The sequence below is a fragment of the Pseudomonas sp. BS-2016 genome, from assembly GCF_001806145.1.
In the GTDB taxonomy this organism is placed as follows: domain Bacteria; phylum Pseudomonadota; class Gammaproteobacteria; order Pseudomonadales; family Pseudomonadaceae; genus Aquipseudomonas; species Aquipseudomonas lundensis.
In genome coordinates this window covers 25,093-40,601 of record NZ_MLCT01000009.1, presented here as the reverse complement: position 1 = coordinate 40,601, position 15,509 = coordinate 25,093, and the positions used below count along the sequence as shown (strand labels likewise).

Annotated in this window: 17 protein-coding genes; 13 read left to right on the top strand and 4 right to left on the bottom strand. The window is 59.7% G+C overall.

Annotation, left to right across the window (positions count from 1 at the left end):
* Nucleotides 1-627: a serine-tRNA(Ala) deacylase AlaX gene (locus BKD70_RS00895; protein ID WP_047276281.1), complete on the bottom strand. Its 627-nt coding sequence runs from the start codon at nt 625-627 to the stop codon at nt 1-3.
* Nucleotides 628-715: 88 nt separating this feature from the next.
* Between BKD70_RS00895 and BKD70_RS00890 the strand changes: the two genes are divergently transcribed.
* Nucleotides 716-1,675 (top strand): LysR family transcriptional regulator, encoded by a 960-nt coding sequence (locus tag BKD70_RS00890; protein WP_047276444.1) that lies wholly within the window; start codon nt 716-718, stop codon nt 1,673-1,675.
* Nucleotides 1,676-1,773: 98 nt separating this feature from the next.
* Here BKD70_RS00890 and BKD70_RS00885 read toward each other — a convergent pair whose 3' ends face one another.
* Nucleotides 1,774-2,190, bottom strand: coding sequence for a PA2817 family protein (locus BKD70_RS00885; protein ID WP_047276279.1), 417 nt, complete (start codon nt 2,188-2,190; stop codon nt 1,774-1,776).
* Nucleotides 2,191-2,252: 62 nt separating this feature from the next.
* A complete protein-coding gene (locus tag BKD70_RS00880; protein WP_047276277.1) occupies nt 2,253-4,700 on the bottom strand; it encodes an acyl-CoA dehydrogenase in 2,448 nt (815 codons plus the stop codon).
* 151 nt (nt 4,701-4,851) lie between these two features.
* Here BKD70_RS00880 and BKD70_RS00875 point away from each other — a divergent pair, with 151 nt between their 5' ends.
* From BKD70_RS00875 to BKD70_RS00865, 3 genes are all read left to right on the top strand, one after another.
* Nucleotides 4,852-5,475: a glutathione S-transferase gene (locus BKD70_RS00875; RefSeq protein ID WP_047276275.1), complete on the top strand. Its 624-nt coding sequence runs from the start codon at nt 4,852-4,854 to the stop codon at nt 5,473-5,475.
* A 135-nt stretch (nt 5,476-5,610) separates the two neighbouring features.
* Complete coding sequence (locus BKD70_RS00870; protein ID WP_047276274.1) at nt 5,611-6,543, top strand: ABC transporter ATP-binding protein; 933 nt, start codon at nt 5,611-5,613, stop codon at nt 6,541-6,543.
* Nucleotides 6,540-7,319 carry an ABC transporter permease gene (locus BKD70_RS00865; RefSeq protein WP_047276272.1) on the top strand — a complete coding sequence of 260 codons (780 nt, stop codon included), beginning with the start codon at nt 6,540-6,542 and terminating at the stop codon, nt 7,317-7,319. Before BKD70_RS00870 ends, BKD70_RS00865 begins: the two co-directional genes overlap by 4 nt.
* 42 nt (nt 7,320-7,361) lie before the next feature.
* Here BKD70_RS00865 and BKD70_RS00860 read toward each other — a convergent pair whose 3' ends face one another.
* Nucleotides 7,362-7,877, bottom strand: coding sequence for a DUF2062 domain-containing protein (locus tag BKD70_RS00860; RefSeq protein ID WP_047276270.1), 516 nt, complete (start codon nt 7,875-7,877; stop codon nt 7,362-7,364).
* Between the two features lie 133 nt (nt 7,878-8,010).
* Between BKD70_RS00860 and BKD70_RS00855 the strand changes: the two genes are divergently transcribed.
* From BKD70_RS00855 to BKD70_RS00815, 9 genes are all read left to right on the top strand, one after another.
* Nucleotides 8,011-10,233 (top strand): DNA internalization-related competence protein ComEC/Rec2, encoded by a 2,223-nt coding sequence (locus BKD70_RS00855; protein WP_169859565.1) that lies wholly within the window; start codon nt 8,011-8,013, stop codon nt 10,231-10,233.
* 76 nt (nt 10,234-10,309) lie between these two features.
* Nucleotides 10,310-10,945: a MotA/TolQ/ExbB proton channel family protein gene (locus BKD70_RS00850; protein WP_047276443.1), complete on the top strand. Its 636-nt coding sequence runs from the start codon at nt 10,310-10,312 to the stop codon at nt 10,943-10,945.
* Nucleotides 10,942-11,370, top strand: a complete 429-nt coding sequence (locus BKD70_RS00845) for a biopolymer transporter ExbD (RefSeq protein ID WP_047276266.1) — start codon at nt 10,942-10,944, stop codon at nt 11,368-11,370. The genes BKD70_RS00850 and BKD70_RS00845 overlap by 4 nt, the downstream gene beginning before the upstream one ends.
* Nucleotides 11,370-12,380 carry a tetraacyldisaccharide 4'-kinase gene (lpxK, locus tag BKD70_RS00840; RefSeq protein WP_047276264.1) on the top strand — a complete coding sequence of 337 codons (1,011 nt, stop codon included), beginning with the start codon at nt 11,370-11,372 and terminating at the stop codon, nt 12,378-12,380. Before BKD70_RS00845 ends, lpxK begins: the two co-directional genes overlap by 1 nt.
* 24 nt (nt 12,381-12,404) lie before the next feature.
* Nucleotides 12,405-12,590 (top strand): Trm112 family protein, encoded by a 186-nt coding sequence (locus BKD70_RS00835; protein ID WP_047276262.1) that lies wholly within the window; start codon nt 12,405-12,407, stop codon nt 12,588-12,590.
* Nucleotides 12,587-13,351 (top strand): 3-deoxy-manno-octulosonate cytidylyltransferase, encoded by a 765-nt coding sequence (kdsB, locus tag BKD70_RS00830; protein WP_047276260.1) that lies wholly within the window; start codon nt 12,587-12,589, stop codon nt 13,349-13,351. The genes BKD70_RS00835 and kdsB overlap by 4 nt, the downstream gene beginning before the upstream one ends.
* Nucleotides 13,351-13,815 (top strand): low molecular weight protein-tyrosine-phosphatase, encoded by a 465-nt coding sequence (locus BKD70_RS00825; RefSeq protein ID WP_047276258.1) that lies wholly within the window; start codon nt 13,351-13,353, stop codon nt 13,813-13,815. Before kdsB ends, BKD70_RS00825 begins: the two co-directional genes overlap by 1 nt.
* Nucleotides 13,812-14,831: a UDP-N-acetylmuramate dehydrogenase gene (murB, locus tag BKD70_RS00820; RefSeq protein ID WP_047276256.1), complete on the top strand. Its 1,020-nt coding sequence runs from the start codon at nt 13,812-13,814 to the stop codon at nt 14,829-14,831. The genes BKD70_RS00825 and murB overlap by 4 nt, the downstream gene beginning before the upstream one ends.
* Before the next feature lie 44 nt (nt 14,832-14,875).
* On the top strand, nt 14,876-15,487 hold the full coding sequence (locus BKD70_RS00815; RefSeq protein ID WP_047276253.1) for a hypothetical protein: 612 nt from the start codon (nt 14,876-14,878) through the stop codon (nt 15,485-15,487).
* Nucleotides 15,488-15,509: the final 22 nt, after the last annotated feature.

Here is a 15,509-nt window from a genome sequence, read left to right as displayed (position 1 = left end):
TTATTGCACGTCGTAGCGAACGGTGAGCACGCCTTTCTTTTCTTTGATCGACAGGATGGGCACGGACTTCAATTGCTTCAACGAGCTGACATGGGTGCCCGCGCATGGGTGGGCGGGCAGTTCACCGAAGCCGATGAAACGCTGGTCGCCTTCCATGCGCGTCATCCGCGGCAAGTCTGCGTCGATCCAGCGCTGCAGTTGCTCCTCGACCTGTTGCGCCTGCAGCGGCTGAGGGGCGTTGCCCGGGACGAAGCTGACCCGGCATTCACCGGGCCAATGATGCGCTTTGCTGGGGATCCAGCCAGCGCGTTCGCCACAGACGCCGATCAAATGACCGGCCGAATGCAGGCGGGTATTCAAAAGGCGCCGCGTCGCATCGACTCGGGCCTGGGTTTCCCCGGTTTGCACTGCGGCGTTGACCACATGCACCACGTGCTCGACATCATGGAAAACCTTGATCACTTCGCTGTCCCCAATCCAGCCCGTGTCGCTGGGCTGTCCGCCACCCTGGGGGTGAAAAGGGGTGCGACTCAACACCACCGCAAACCCATCGTCACACGGCGCACAACTGAGCACATCGACCTGAGCGGTGAGTCCATCTTCGGTAAAAAACAGGCGTGGGGTCATGGGGAGGTTCCTGAGAAACAAGTTTTTAAAGTATAAGGACGTCACCTTGGCGTGATAATCCCTTCAATTTTCAATGGACCTGTGCGCTGTGAGCATAAATCTACCGTTGTCCTTATTGGCCGAAATGGCGATTTTCGTGAAGGTGGTCGAGGCCGGTAATTTTTCTGAAGCGGCGCGGCAACTGGGTACCTCGCCCTCTGCGGTGAGCCGCAGCATTGCCCGGCTGGAAAAGGCATTGGCCATCCGTTTATTGCAGCGCACCACCCGCAAACTGCGCCTGAGCGATGGCGGGGAGCAGGTGTATAAGCGCTGCCGGGATGTGGTGGGCGCGGCGCAATCGGTCATGGAAGTCAGTGGACGGTTTACCCAAGAGGCTGAAGGTCTGGTGCGCGTGAGCGTCCCCAAGGCCATCGGCCGCTATGTCATCCACCCGCATATGCCCGAGTTCCTGCGCCGCTTCCCGCACGTGGATGTGCAGTTGGTGCTTGAAGACCGCTATGTGGATTTGATTGATGGCAACGTCGACTTGAGCATTCGCGTCACTGACCAGCCCGCGCCGGGCTTGGCGGGGCGGCAATTGTGTGTGATCGAGCAACTGCTGTGCGCAACCCCTCAGTACCTGGCCTCGAACGGCGTCCCGCAACAGCCCGAAGATCTGCGCCATCACAGCTGTATTTGCCTGGGCGAGACTCCGGCCGATGCACGGTGGAAGTTCAAGCAGGGCAGCGCATCCGCTGTGGTGGGGGTGAAAGGGCGGTATGCCGCCAATCACACGGGCGTTCGGCTGGATGCGGTGTTGCAGCACATCGGAATTGGCAGCCTGCCGTACTTCACGGCGCGTCAGGCACTGGAGCAAGGGCACATCGTTCAGGTGTTGCCCGAGTGGGACTTTATTGCGTCCTACCACGGTGGCGTGTGGCTGCTCTACGAGCCGACCCGTTATCTGCCGCCGAAATTGCGGGTGTTTATCGACTTTCTGGTTGAACGGCTGGCGCAAGAAGCGAGTCGGCCGCTGTCGGCCTCTGGTCCGGACGCGAGCACTGCCTAAGTGCCAGACCCGCCGTGACAGTGGACCTTAAAACAGCCGGGCGAAAAAAAAGGCCCGTCCGGGTAACCGGGCGGGCCTGATGTGGTGCTGGGTGCCGATCAGTGTTGCGGGCTGTCCTCGCCTGTCGGCAACGCCATGAACTGCTTTTCCTGATTCCAGTCGAACGGTTCGCCGTTTTCTTCGGCCTCATGACGGCGCTCTTCAAGCGCCTCATACATGTCCAGTTCTTCATCGGACAGGAAGTTGAAGCATGCACCGCCGAAGTACCACAGCAGATCGCGTGGCACCAAGTGAGCGATTTGCGGGTAGCGTTCGATCACCTGGCACATGATGTCCTGGCCCAGGTACTGACTCTCGATCGGATCGACCGGCAATGCGCTGCGCATTTCGTCGAACCGTTCGATAAACAATGCGTGGCTTTCTTCGGGGATCTGCTCGGCATCACCGACAGCAACCAGAATGCTGCGCAGAATGTCGAGCAACACGAGGTTGTGGTTGAGATCGTTGGTGGCCATTGCGGTGTCCTCTAAAGCAAAACGGGCGCGGGAGTATAAAGCTCCGTGCGCCTGCTGTCGTGCTATCGAACTTTTCCTTCGCTGTGGGTGAGTGCTTCCTTCGAGAAATCGTCGACGTCGATCACCTTGCGACGTGCCGCCTCGGCCTCGCGCAGGGTCTGTGCCTCGGCCGGTTGCAGCACGCCAGCGGTGAGCGCCGCATCAATCGCATGTTCCCCTGCAGCCGGTTTAACCTGACCGCTTTTGAGCCCCTGATGGAGTTTTTTGAACAGCGGTTGGGCGGCGCTAAGCAGTTGACTGGCATGTTGCAAGGCGCCGACCGGATCGTCAGCCGATTGCGGGCGATAGCACCCGGCTAGTACGGCCTCCAGTGTCGGATCGCCTTGGGCGCGTCCCAACACGGCGGCCACCTCGGCGTCCAGTGCATCGTCCGGCCCGGTGTGACGTCGGCCAAACGGGAAGACAACCCCGCGCAGCAGCCAGCCCAAAGTGCGGCTCGGGAAGTTTTTCAGCAATTGATCCAGTGCCCGCTCGGCCTGTCCCAGGCTTTCTTCCATGGCCCAGGTAAACAGCGGGTTCAGATGCTCGGGTGAATCCAGATCGTGATAGCGCTTGAGGGCTGCGCTGGCCAGGTACATATGGCTGAGCACATCGCCCAGACGCGCCGACAGGCGTTCGCGACGTTTAAGTTCGCCACCCAGCAGCATCATGCTCAGGTCTGCCAGCATCGCGAACGCTGCAGCCTGACGGTTCAAGGCGCGGAAATAGCCTTGGCTCAACGCGTTGCCCGGTGCGTGTTCGAAGCGACCCAGCCCCAGGTTCAAGACCAGCGTACTAGCGGCGTTGCTGACAGCAAAACCGATGTGTTTGAGCAGCAGGTCATCAAACTCGCGCAGGGCCTGTTCGTGGTCCTCGCGCCCGGCCAGTGCCATTTCCTTGAGTACAAACGGGTGGCAGCGAATGGCACCCTGGCCGAAGATCATCAGGTTGCGCGACAGAATGTTCGCGCCTTCCACGGTGATGAAGATCGGCGCCCCTTGCCAGCTGCGACCCAAATAGTTGTTGGGCCCCATGATGATGCCTTTGCCGCCGTGCACGTCCATGGCGTGGCTGATGCATTCGCGGCCACGCTCGGTGAGGTGGTATTTGAGGATGGCCGACAACACGGACGGTTTTTCCCCCAGATCGACGGCATTGGCCGTCAGCATGCGGGCGCTGTCCATCAACCAGGCATTGCCGCCGATACGGGCCAGCGCTTCCTGAATGCCTTCGAACGCTGCGAGGGGCACGTTGAACTGTTCGCGCACCTGAGCGTATTGCCCGGTGACCAGGCTGGTGAACTTGGCCGCGCCGGTGCCAACGGCCGGGAGTGAAATCGAACGGCCCACGGACAGGCAGTTCATCAGCATCATCCAGCCCTTGCCGAGCATCTCCTGCCCGCCAATCAGGTAGTCCAGCGGAATAAACACGTCTTTGCCCGAGTTGGGGCCATTCATGAAGGCTGCACCCAGTGGCAGATGGCGTCGGCCAATCTCGACCCCTGGGGTGTCGGTCGGAATCAGCGCGAGGCTGATGCCCAGATCTTCTTCCTCACCCAACAAGTGGTCGGGGTCATGGGCCTTGAAGGCCAGGCCCAGCAGCGTGGCGACCGGGCCGAGCGTGATGTAGCGCTTTTCCCAATTCAGACGCAGACCGATAACTTCCTCGCCTTGCCACTGGCCTTTGCAAATGATGCCGGTGTCGGGCATGGCGCCCGCGTCAGAACCGGCAAGCGGGCCGGTGAGGGCGAAGCACGGGATGTCGTCGCCCCGGGCCAAGCGGGGCAGGTAGTGGTTGCGCTGTTCATCCGTGCCGTAGTGCAGCAGCAATTCAGCCGGGCCGAGGGAGTTGGGCACCATCACCGTGGACGCCAGGTCGCCACTGCGGGTGGCGAGTTTCATGGCCACCTGTGAATGCGCATACGCCGAAAAGCCCTTGCCGCCAAACTCCTTGGGAATGATCAGTGCAAAGAAACCGTGTTGCTTGATGTGCGCCCAGGCTTCAGGGGGCAAGTCCATGCGCTGGCCGATGTCCCAGTCCGAGACCATGGCGCACAGTTCTTCGGTGGGGCCGTCAATAAAGGCCTGTTCTTCATCGGTCAGCTGGACTTTGGGATAAGCCAGCAACTGATTCCAGTCGGGACGACCGCTGAACAATTCGCCATCCCACCACACGGTGCCAGCGTCGATGGCGTCGCGCTCGGTTTGCGACATGGGTGGCAGGGTTTTTTGAAACCAGTTGAACAGCGGGGCGGTGAACACCTTGCGCCGCAGATCAGGCAGCAACAACAGCGCGGCCGGTATCGCCAGCAGAATCCAGAAGATCCCCAGCAGCCAGCCCGGTGCATGGCTGAAAATGGCCATGGCCACGAGATAGACAGCCACCACGCCCATGGCGGGCAGCGGTGCAACGCGGCGATGCGCCAGCCAGGCGACGCCAACGATTAAAACCACAATCCACAACAACAGCATATTCAATCCTCCGTGAAACCAGTGGCGGGAACCTTCTAGAGCTTAGTCGCAAGTCTTGTTCGGGGTGCTATGGATAGTGACCTCACCCGGGAGGCGGAGTTCGTCCTGTGGGGTTAGACTCCTGCGGCGTCTATCAATCAGGAGTTGAGTCATGCTGAAAGTGTGGGGTCGCAAGAATTCATCCAATGTCAGAAAAGTCCTGTGGTGTGCCGAAGAGTTGGCCTTGCCTTACGACCGAGAAGAGGCCGGTGGTGCGTTTGGGGTGGTCGATAGCCCACAGTACCGGGCGCTAAACCCCAACGGTCGGGTGCCGATGATTGAAGACGACGGTTTCGTGTTGTGGGAATCCAACGCCATCGTGCGGTATCTGGCTGCCCGTTATGGCTCAGACACTTCCTGGTATCAGCGCGATGTGTGCGTGCGCGCACAGGCAGACAAGTGGATGGACTGGACCACGTCGACATTTGCAGGGCCTTTCCGCGATCTGTTCTGGGGGATGTTGCGTACGCCAGCCGAGCAGCAGGACTGGGTGTTGATCAACGGTGCGAGTAAAACGTGCGCAGAGTTGCTGTCGATTGTGGATCAGGCCTTGTCGGAAAAACCTTATTTGTCGGGTGATGAAATTGGCATGGGCGACATTCCGCTGGGGTCATTCATTTATGCCTGGTTTGAAATGCCTATTGAGCGCCCTTCAATGCCGCATTTGGAAGCGTGGTATGAGCGCCTGAAACTGCGCCCGTGCTACCGCCATGCGGTCATGACCGCGTTGACTTAATACTCACTATTAATACGGGCGACTGTACTTGTGCGTCGAGGCCAAGCACCATGCTGCCAGCGTGTCGGACTTGTATGACAGACGGCTCGCCCATACTTACACCTCCTATTCCCCCATCTTGGTGCGTAATCAGATATGAGTTCCGCTCTGTCCATACGGCAGCTAACCAAAACCTACGGCAACGGTTTCCAGGCCCTGAGTGGTATCGATCTGGATGTTTCTGAAGGTGATTTTTTCGCATTGCTTGGCCCCAACGGCGCCGGCAAATCCACAACCATTGGCATTCTCTCGACGCTGGTGAACAAAACCAGCGGCACGGTGAATGTGTTCGGCCATGACCTGGACCGCGAACCCGCCGCCTTGAAGCGTTGCATCGGTGTGGTGCCCCAGGAGTTCAACTTCAACCAGTTTGAAAAGACCTTCGACATCGTCGTGACCCAGGCGGGTTATTACGGCATTGCGCCCAAAGTCGCCAAGGAACGCGCTGAGAAATACCTGACCCAGCTCGGGTTGTGGGACAAGCGCGACACGCCCTCGCGCTCATTGTCAGGGGGCATGAAACGCCGCCTGATGATTGCTCGCGCCCTGGTGCACGAGCCGCGCCTGTTGATTCTCGACGAGCCGACGGCGGGGGTGGACATTGAGCTGCGTCGCTCCATGTGGACGTTCCTTACCGAGCTGAACGAGCAGGGCACCACCATCATCCTCACCACCCACTACCTGGAAGAGGCTGAGCAACTGTGCCGCAACATCGGCATCATCGATCACGGCACCATCGTTGAAAACACCAGCATGCGCCAGTTGTTGGGCCAGCTGCATGTCGAAACCTTCCTGCTGGACCTGAAAACCCCATTGCAGGCAGCGCCGCAGCTGATCGGTTATCCGAGCCAATTGCTCGACAGCGTGACGCTGGAAGTTCAGGTGGACAAACAGGTCGGCATTACCGGTTTGTTCACCCAACTGGCTGCCCAGCAGATTGAAGTGGTGAGCTTGCGCAATAAAACCAATCGCCTTGAGGAGTTGTTTGTGTCGTTGGTCGAGAAAAATCTGGCGAAGGTGGCGATATGAGCTCGGAGCTGCGCCCCAATCTGATTGCGTTGAACACCATTGTTTACCGCGAAGTGCGCCGTTTCATGCGCATCTGGCCGCAAACGTTGCTGCCGCCAGCGATCACCATGGTTCTGTACTTTGTGATCTTCGGTAACCTGATTGGCCGACAAATCGGCGATATGGGTGGTTTCACCTATATGGAGTACATCGTGCCCGGCCTGATCATGATGTCTGTGATCACCAACTCCTACGGCAACGTGGTATCGAGCTTTTTTGGCAGCAAGTTCCAGCGCTCCATCGAGGAATTGATGGTGTCGCCGGTATCGCCGCACACCATTTTGATCGGCTACACCGTGGGCGGGATTCTACGAGGCTTGATGGTGGGCGTGATCGTGACGTTGCTGTCGCTCTTTTTCACCCACTTGCAGGTGCATCACCTGGGGTTGACGGTGGCCGTGGTATTGCTGACGGCGACCATTTTTTCGCTGTTGGGCTTCGTTAACGCCGTGTTTGCACGCAATTTCGATGATATTTCGATCATTCCCACGTTCGTGCTCACGCCGTTGACTTATCTGGGCGGGGTGTTCTATTCGATCTCGTTGCTGCCGCCGTTCTGGCAGACGGTGTCGATGGCCAACCCGGTGTTGCACATGGTGAACGCCTTCCGCTACGGCATTCTGGGGGTGTCTGACATCAAAATCAGCGTGGCCTTGACCTTTATGGTGGTGGCGACCGTGGTGTTGTACGTCTTGTGCGCCCGCTTACTGGTCAGCGGTCGCGGCATGCGTCAGTAATACGTTCCGCGCTTTGCAAAAAGACCCCGAACGGGGTCTTTTTTATGGGCGATTGTTTTGCCGGCGCTTCCATTGGCGGCTCACCCACCAACGCCAATACAGCTGTGTCAGGCAATAGGCCAGCGCACCCAACACCACGCCGCACACCACCGAACCGAGCAAGAAGGGTTGCCAGAGCGTAGACAGCTGCCCGCTGATCCACTCCCAGGTCAGGTCGTCAGGTAATTGACGGGCCGGTACGTCCATTAGCCACGCGCCGAGTTTGTAGGTGCAATAAAACACTGGTGGCATGGTGATCGGGTTGGTCAGCCACACCAGTCCGACCGAAATGGGCATGTTGCTGCGCACGGTGATTGCGAGGAACGCGGCCAGCAGCATTTGAAACGGCATGGGAATGAATGCGGCGAATATGCCCACGGCCATGGCGCGGGATACGGAGTGCCGGTTCAGGTGCCACAGGTTTGGATCATGAAGCAGGGTGCCCATAAATCGTAAGGATTTGTGTTCCCTGATGCTTGCCGGATCTGGCATGTAACGTTTGAATAAACGCCGTGGCATGGGCCTCTCCCTGGGGTGAATGGGCCAGTATGCCCAAATTCGGCCTTATGCCTATTCAGACTTTGTGACAATTATTAAAGCGTCGTTTGCCCTGATGAACTAATCCGTGTGAAAGGGATTTTTTGGGCGGGCTATGTACACAGGGATGACAGGGCTGGCGCTGGGGTTGATGGCGTTGGGGTATTTGCCGGTACTGCCCCCGGCAGGGTGGTTAAGGGTGTTGTGCGGCCTTGCAGTAGGGCTGATGTTTTTTCGAACGTACCCGGTCGGGTTGTGGCTGCTGGGGTTGGTGTGGGCGTGCGTGCAGGGGCAGTCGGCGCTGGATGACCGCCTGTCGGATGCCCTCGACGGTCGCACCCTCTGGATTGAAGGGCGGGTGACCGGGTTGCCGCAACGCACGGCGTCCTACGTAGGGTTTGACATCGATACGCCCGTCTCTCGTCGGGCTGAGTTGCCGCGCACGCTTCGCTTGAGCTGGCAGGGTGGTCCGCCGGTTAACAGTGGCGAACGCTGGCGCCTGGCCGTGAAGCTGAAAAAGCCGCGGGGTCTGCTTAATCCTCAGGGGTTTGATTACGAGGCGTGGTTGCTCAGCAAGCGGATAGGCGCAACCGGAACGGTCAAGGACGGGCAGCGGCTGGCGACAGCCTCTGCTGCGTGGCGCGACGGGTTGCGTCAACGTTTGTTGAGTGTCGAGGCCCATGGCCGGGCGCCTTGGCTGGCGGCGCTGGTGATGGGGGACGGCTCCGGTCTGGATCGCGAAGACTGGAAGCTGCTGCAAACCACAGGCACCGTGCATTTATTGGTGATCTCGGGGCAGCACATCGGTTTGTTTGCCGGATTGCTCTATGGGCTGATCGCACTGCTCGCGCGTTATGGCATATGGCCCCGAGGCTGGCCGTGGCTGCCTTGGGCGTGTGGTATGGCGTTTGTGGGGGCGGTCAGTTATGGCCTGTTGGCCGGATTTGAAGTGCCAGTGCAGCGCGCCTGCGTGATGCTGGGGCTGGTGCTGTTATGGCGTCTGCGCTTTCGGCATTTAGGGGTGTGGTTGCCATTTTTGCTGGCGTTGAATGCGGTGTTGCTGGTGGAGCCGTTGGCCAGCTTGATGCCTGGTTTTTGGCTTTCATTTGCAGCGGTTGCCGTGCTGATTTTTACGTTCAGCGGGCGTTTGGGAGCCTGGAGTCAGTGGTCTGCCTGGACGAGGCCCCACGGCCTGATTGCCCTGGGGCTGTTTCCCGTGATGTGGGCCTTGGCGTTACCCGTGAGTGCGACCGGCCCGCTGGCGAACCTGGTGGCGGTGCCGTGGATCAGCCTGCTGGTGTTGCCCTCAGCGTTGCTGGGCACCTTCTTGCTGCCCGTGCCCTGGCTGGGAGAGGGGTTACTCTGGGTGTCCGGCGGTCTGCTGGACGTGTTGATACGCGGTTTGACCTGGTTGGCGGGGACATTCCCGGCCTGGTTGCCGCCAGCCGTACCGATCGGCATTTGGGCGCTGACGGCGGCAGGGGTTGTGATGCTGCTGTTGCCGGCGGGCGTTGCGCTGAGGCCATTGGGGTGGCCGCTGCTGGCATTGGCGTTGCTTGCGCCGCGCGAGCAGGTCCCGCACGGTCAGGTTGAGGTCTGGCAACTGGACGTCGGGCAAGGGTTGGCCATGCTGTTGCGCACGCGCCACCACACCCTGCTTTATGACGCGGGTCCCACGCTTCGGGATCTGGATCAGGGGGAGCGGGTGGTCGTGCCTTTTCTGCGCTCGCAAGGCATCCATGAGCTGGATTTGATGCTGATCAGCCATGCCGACTCAGACCACGCAGGGGGTGCGTTGGCAGTCCGGCGAGCGCTGAACGTCAAGCAGGTGATCAGCGGCGACGTACCCGGTTTGCCCGCTCAGTTACAGGCTCAACCTTGCGCCGCGCAAGACGGCTGGGAGTGGGACGGTGTGCGCTTCTCGCTTTGGCAATGGCCGGACGCCAGCAACGGCAACCAAAAGTCCTGTGTGCTCTTGGTACAGGCTGGCGATGAGCGGCTATTGCTGACCGGAGACATCGACGCGCAGGCTGAGCGGGCTTTTTTGCGCAGCCCTTTGGCGGTCCCGGTGCAGTGGTTGCAAGCTCCGCATCACGGCAGCCGCACCTCGTCGTCCCGGGTGTTTCTGAACGCGCTGTCTGCGCAACATGTCTTGATTTCACGCGGGGCTGGCAACAGTTTTGGTCACCCGCACCCTCAGGTATTGGCTCGTTACCGGGCGTTGGGCATGACGGTGCTCGACAGTGCAGAACAAGGCGCCGTGCGTTTGAGCCTGGGGGCGAATGGGGTGGCCCTGGGCGAGCGTCAACAACGCAGGTTCTGGCGCCTTGACGGGTGACAGGGGTTTTGTGCGTGCCTGAGCGGCGAGCCAATCCTATGGTAGAGTGGCGCACTTTTTCGAGGGGATTGTCACTGTGTGGGAACTGGTCAAATCCGGTGGCTGGATGATGCTGCCGATCATTCTGAGCTCTGTTGCCGCGCTGGGCATTATTGTCGAGCGTCTTTGGACATTACGCGCCAGCCGCGTGACGCCGCCTCATCTCTTGGGGCAAGTTTGGGTCTGGATCAAAGACAAGCAGCTGGACAAAGAGAAACTCAAACAACTGCGTGCTGATTCGCCGCTGGGTGAAATCCTTGCGGCGGGTCTGGCCAACTCCCGGCACGGTCGCGAGATCATGAAAGAGTGCATTGAGGAAGCGGCTGCCCGTGTGATTCACGAACTGGAGCGCTACCTCAACGCGCTGGGCACGATCGCCGCGATGGCCCCGTTGCTGGGCCTGCTGGGCACCGTACTGGGCATGATCGATATTTTCAGCTCATTCATGGGCTCGGGCATGACCACCAATGCTGCAATCCTGGCAGGCGGTATCTCCAAAGCGTTGATCACCACGGCAGCGGGCCTGATGGTGGGTATCCCGGCGGTGTTCTTCCATCGTTTCCTGCAGCGTCGCGTCGACGAGCTGGTGGTCGGCATGGAGCAGGAAGCCATCAAACTGGTTGAAGTCGTTCAAGGCGACCGCGAAGTCGACATGGCCGGGAGCACAGCGTGAAATTTCGCCGCAAGCCACGAGAAACGGTGGATATCAACCTCGCTTCGCTGATCGACGTGGTGTTTATCCTGCTGCTGTTTTTCGTCGTGACCACCACCTTCACCCGTGAAACCCAACTGCGGGTTGACCTGCCTGAAGCGGTGAGTGGCTCCCCGAGCGAAGATCAAACCGTTAAACAGCTGGATATCGCCATCAGCGCGGACGGCGTGTTTTCGGTGAATAACCAGTTATTGCCGAAAAATGATCTGGCCAGCCTGATGGAAGCCCTGCAGAAAGAATCCGGCGGGGACACGTCATTGCCGTTGTCGATCAGTGCGGATGGCAAAACCCAGCACCAGGCCGTGGTAACCGCCATGGATGCAGCGGGCAAACTGGGGTTCAGCCATTTGCGCATGACCACGGTCGAGGAGCAGGCGAATCCCTGATGGCCATGTCCGATCGTTTGTTGCGGGCCTGGTACACCGGGCACCCCTTGCTGACACTATTAAGACCGCTCGAATGCCTCTACCGGCGTGTGGTGAACGGCAAGCGTGCGCGTTTTATGGCCGGGCAGGGCGACATTTATCGAGCCCCGGTGCCTGTTATAGTCGTGGGCAATATCACCGTGGGAGGCACAGGTAAAACGCCTTTGATCCTGTGGCTGATCGCGCATTGCCAACGTAAAGGGCTGCGGGTCGGGGTGGTCAGCCGGGGATACGGCGCCAGACCGGGGCAGTTCCCTTGGCGGGTCACGGCGGATCAACCGGCCGCAGAGGCGGGGGATGAGCCGTTGTTGATTGTGCAGCGCACGGGCGTGCCGTTAATGATCGACCCGGATCGCAGCCGTGCGGTGAAAACGCTGTTGGCCACCGAGTCGCTGGACGTGATCCTGTCTGATGACGGTCTGCAACATTATCGGCTGGCCCGCGATCTGGAACTGGTGTTGATCGATAACGCGCGCGGCCTGGGTAACGGCCGCTGCCTGCCAGCCGGCCCGCTGCGTGAACCGGCTGAACGCCTCAGCAGTGTCGATGCGGTGCTGTACAACGGCGCCCAAACAGACCCTGCCCTAGGTTTTGCCTTTCAGTTGCAGCCGACAGCGCTCATCAACGTGCGCACGGGTGAGCGTCAGGCACTGGATTATTTTCCTCCTGAGCAAGCACTGCACGCGGTGGCCGGTATCGGTAACCCGCAGCGTTTTTTCAAAACCCTTGAAACGCTACACTGGCGGCCAATTGCCCACGCGTTTGCCGACCATGCGCCCTACAGTGCTGAAGTTCTGAATTTCAAGCCGGACCTGCCGCTGGTCATGACGGAGAAGGATGCGGTGAAATGCCGCGACTTTGCCGCGCCGAACTGGTGGTATCTGGCGGTAGACGCTGTACCTTCAGAAGCCTTCGCGCTCTGGTTGGATCAACAGTTATTGCGTCTTTTGCCTGATCGTTTTTTGCCCTAACTCATCTTTATTCAGGGAAACCTTATGGACACCAAATTGCTCGACATCCTTGCCTGCCCGGTTTGCAAAGGCCCGCTCAAGCTCAGCGCCGACAAAACGGAGCTGATCAGCAAGGGCGCCGGTCTTGCGTACCCGATCCGTGATGGCATTCCGGTCATGCTGGAAACCGAAGCCCGCACCCTCACCGATGATGAGCGTCTGGATAAATGATTCCGGTTTTTACGGTCGTCATTCCCTCGCGTTTTGCCTCGACGCGTTTGCCCGGCAAGCCGTTGCAAATGATTGCGGGCAAACCCATGGTCCAGCATGTGTGGGAACAGGCGTGCAAAAGCAGTGCGCAGCGTGTTGTGGTCGCCACCGATGACGCCCGCATCGTCGAAGCCTGCAAGGCGTTTGGCGCCGAGGTGCTGTTGACCCGGGCCGACCATGAGTCAGGCACCGATCGTCTGGCCGAAGTGGCCACGCAATTGGGCCTGGCCAGTGATGCGATCGTGGTCAACGTTCAGGGTGATGAGCCGCTGATCCCGCCGCAAGTGATTGACCAGGTGGCTGTCAACCTCGCGGCCCATGGTGAAGCCAGCATGGCCACCCTGGCCGAGCCGATTGAAGACGTCGCGACCTTGTTCAACCCGAACGTGGTCAAAGTGGTCAGCGATGTCAACGGGCTGGCCCTGACGTTTAGCCGTGCCACATTGCCGTGGGCGCGTGACGATTTTGCCCTGAGCACCGACCGTTTGCCTGAGGGCGTGCCTTACCGCCGACACATCGGGATCTACGCCTACCGGGCGGGCTTCCTGCATGACTTCGTCAGCTGGGGGCCGTGCTGGCTTGAAAACACCGAGCGCCTGGAGCAACTGCGGGCGTTGTGGCATGGCGTGCGGATTCATGTGGCCGATGTGCTGCAAGCCCCCCCTGCGGGAGTCGACACCCCCGAAGACCTTGAGCGCGTTCGGCGTTTGTTGGAGGCGTGATGCGCATCCTGTTTGTATGCCTGGGCAATATTTGCCGTTCGCCGACGGCCGAAGGTGTGCTGCGCCACAGACTTCAGCAGGCGGGCCTGGAAGGGCAGATTGAAGTGGCGTCGGCCGGGACTGGCGGCTGGCATGCTGGCGAGCCGCCAGACAAGCGCACGCAACGGGCCGCTCTGCGGCGGGGCTATGACCTGTCGCAGCAACGAGCACAACAGGTTCGTGCGCAGGATTTCGAGCGCTATGACCTGATTCTGGCGATGGATAACAGCAACCTGCGGGACCTCAAGGCCCTACAGCCTGCCAAGGGCAAGGCTGAGCTGGATCTGTTCCTGCGTCGGTATAAGGGCGTGAAACATGAAGTTCCCGACCCTTATTACGACGGTGAACAAGGGTTCGAAGAAGTGCTGGACTTGATAGAAGCGGCCTGTGATGGGCTGGTGATCGAATTGAAGGGACGTGTATGAGTTTGCAGCTGCAGGTTGATGCGTCGCTCAAACCGTTCAACAGCTTCGGTGTCGATGTGCGTGCGCGGCTGTTTGCCGAGGCGCACAACGACGACGAGGTGCGTGAAGCGTTGCAGTATTGCGCCGAGCGCGAATTGCCGTTGCTGGTCATTGGCGGTGGCAGCAACGTGCTGCTGACTCAGGATGTTCAGGCGCTGGTCTTGCGCATGGCCACCCGCGGCATTCGGGTGATCGAGGACGGCGGGCAGCGTGTGGTGGTCGAGGCCGAGGCGGGCGAGGTATGGCATGCCTTTGTCTTGTGGACCCTGGCCCAGGGGTTCGCCGGGCTTGAGAATCTGAGCCTGATCCCCGGTACGGTCGGCGCTGCACCGATGCAGAACATTGGCGCCTACGGGGTGGAGATCAAGGATGTGTTTGCCGGGCTGACGGCGCTGGATCGTCAAACAGGCCAACTGCGTGATTTCACGCTTGAGGAATGCAACTTTGGTTACCGCGACAGCGTGTTCAAGCAGCATCCGGGGCGCTGGTTGATTTTACGGGTCCGTTTTGCCCTGAGCCGCGCTGCCCGTTTGCACTTGGAGTACGGCCCGGTACGTCAGCGACTGAGCGAGCAAGGCATCCATCAGCCGACGGCCACGGATGTCAGTCGCGCCATCAGCAGCATCCGCAGCGAAAAACTGCCTGATCCTGCGGTGCTTGGCAATGCCGGGAGTTTCTTCAAAAACCCTGTGGTGTCCTCAGCACTGGCGGCTGAGCTGAAATTGACCCACCCCAACCTCGTCGGCTATCCGCAAGCCGATGGCCAGGTCAAGCTGGCGGCCGGGTGGTTGATCGAGACGGCTGGCTGGAAAGGCTTCCGGGAAGACGATGCAGGCGTCCATCGCTTGCAGTCGCTGGTGTTGGTTAACTATGGCGCGGCAACTGGTTTGCAATTGTTATCGCTGGCGCAGCGCATTCAGGAAGACATCGCCCGGCGGTTCAATGTGAAGCTTGAGATGGAACCCAATCTGTATTGATGAGCGCCTTCGCGGTGTCATTGGCAGTGCCCTGAGGACATTCAATGAAACATAAGCCTGCATGGGCCCTGGCGTTGACTCTGGTGGCGCTGTCGGGGTGCACCACTGCACCTCCGCGGGATCAGGGCAATCTGTGCAACATCTACCGGCAATACCCGCGCTGGTATGAAGATTCCCTTGCTATGCAGAGTCAATGGGGCACACCGCCCCAGGTGGCGATGGCAATCATGAAGCAGGAGAGCAGTTTCGTGGCCGACGCGCTGCCACCGCGTGCTTATCTGTTGTGGGTCATCCCCTGGGGGCGTGTGAGTCCTTCCTACGGATATGCTCAGGCTCAGCCTCCCGCCTGGAGTGACTTTGAAAGAAGCACCGGCAAAAGTGGGTCGCGGGACAACTTTGCGGACGCCATCCGCTTTATCGGCTGGTATACGGCGGGCACGCAACAGCAGTTGGGGATTTCCAAGTGGGATGCTTATAACCAGTATTTGGCCTATCACGAAGGTCGAGGGGGCTACAGTCGCGGGACTTACCGCGCCAAGCCCTGGCTGATGCAGGTCGCGCGCAAAGTTGAGCAGCAGTCCAGAACCTACGGTGCGCAGCTTAACCAGTGCCGCGGCGAGTTAGAGAGCAAGCGTCGGTCATTCTGGTTCTTCTAAGCTTTGACGGACATTAAAAAGC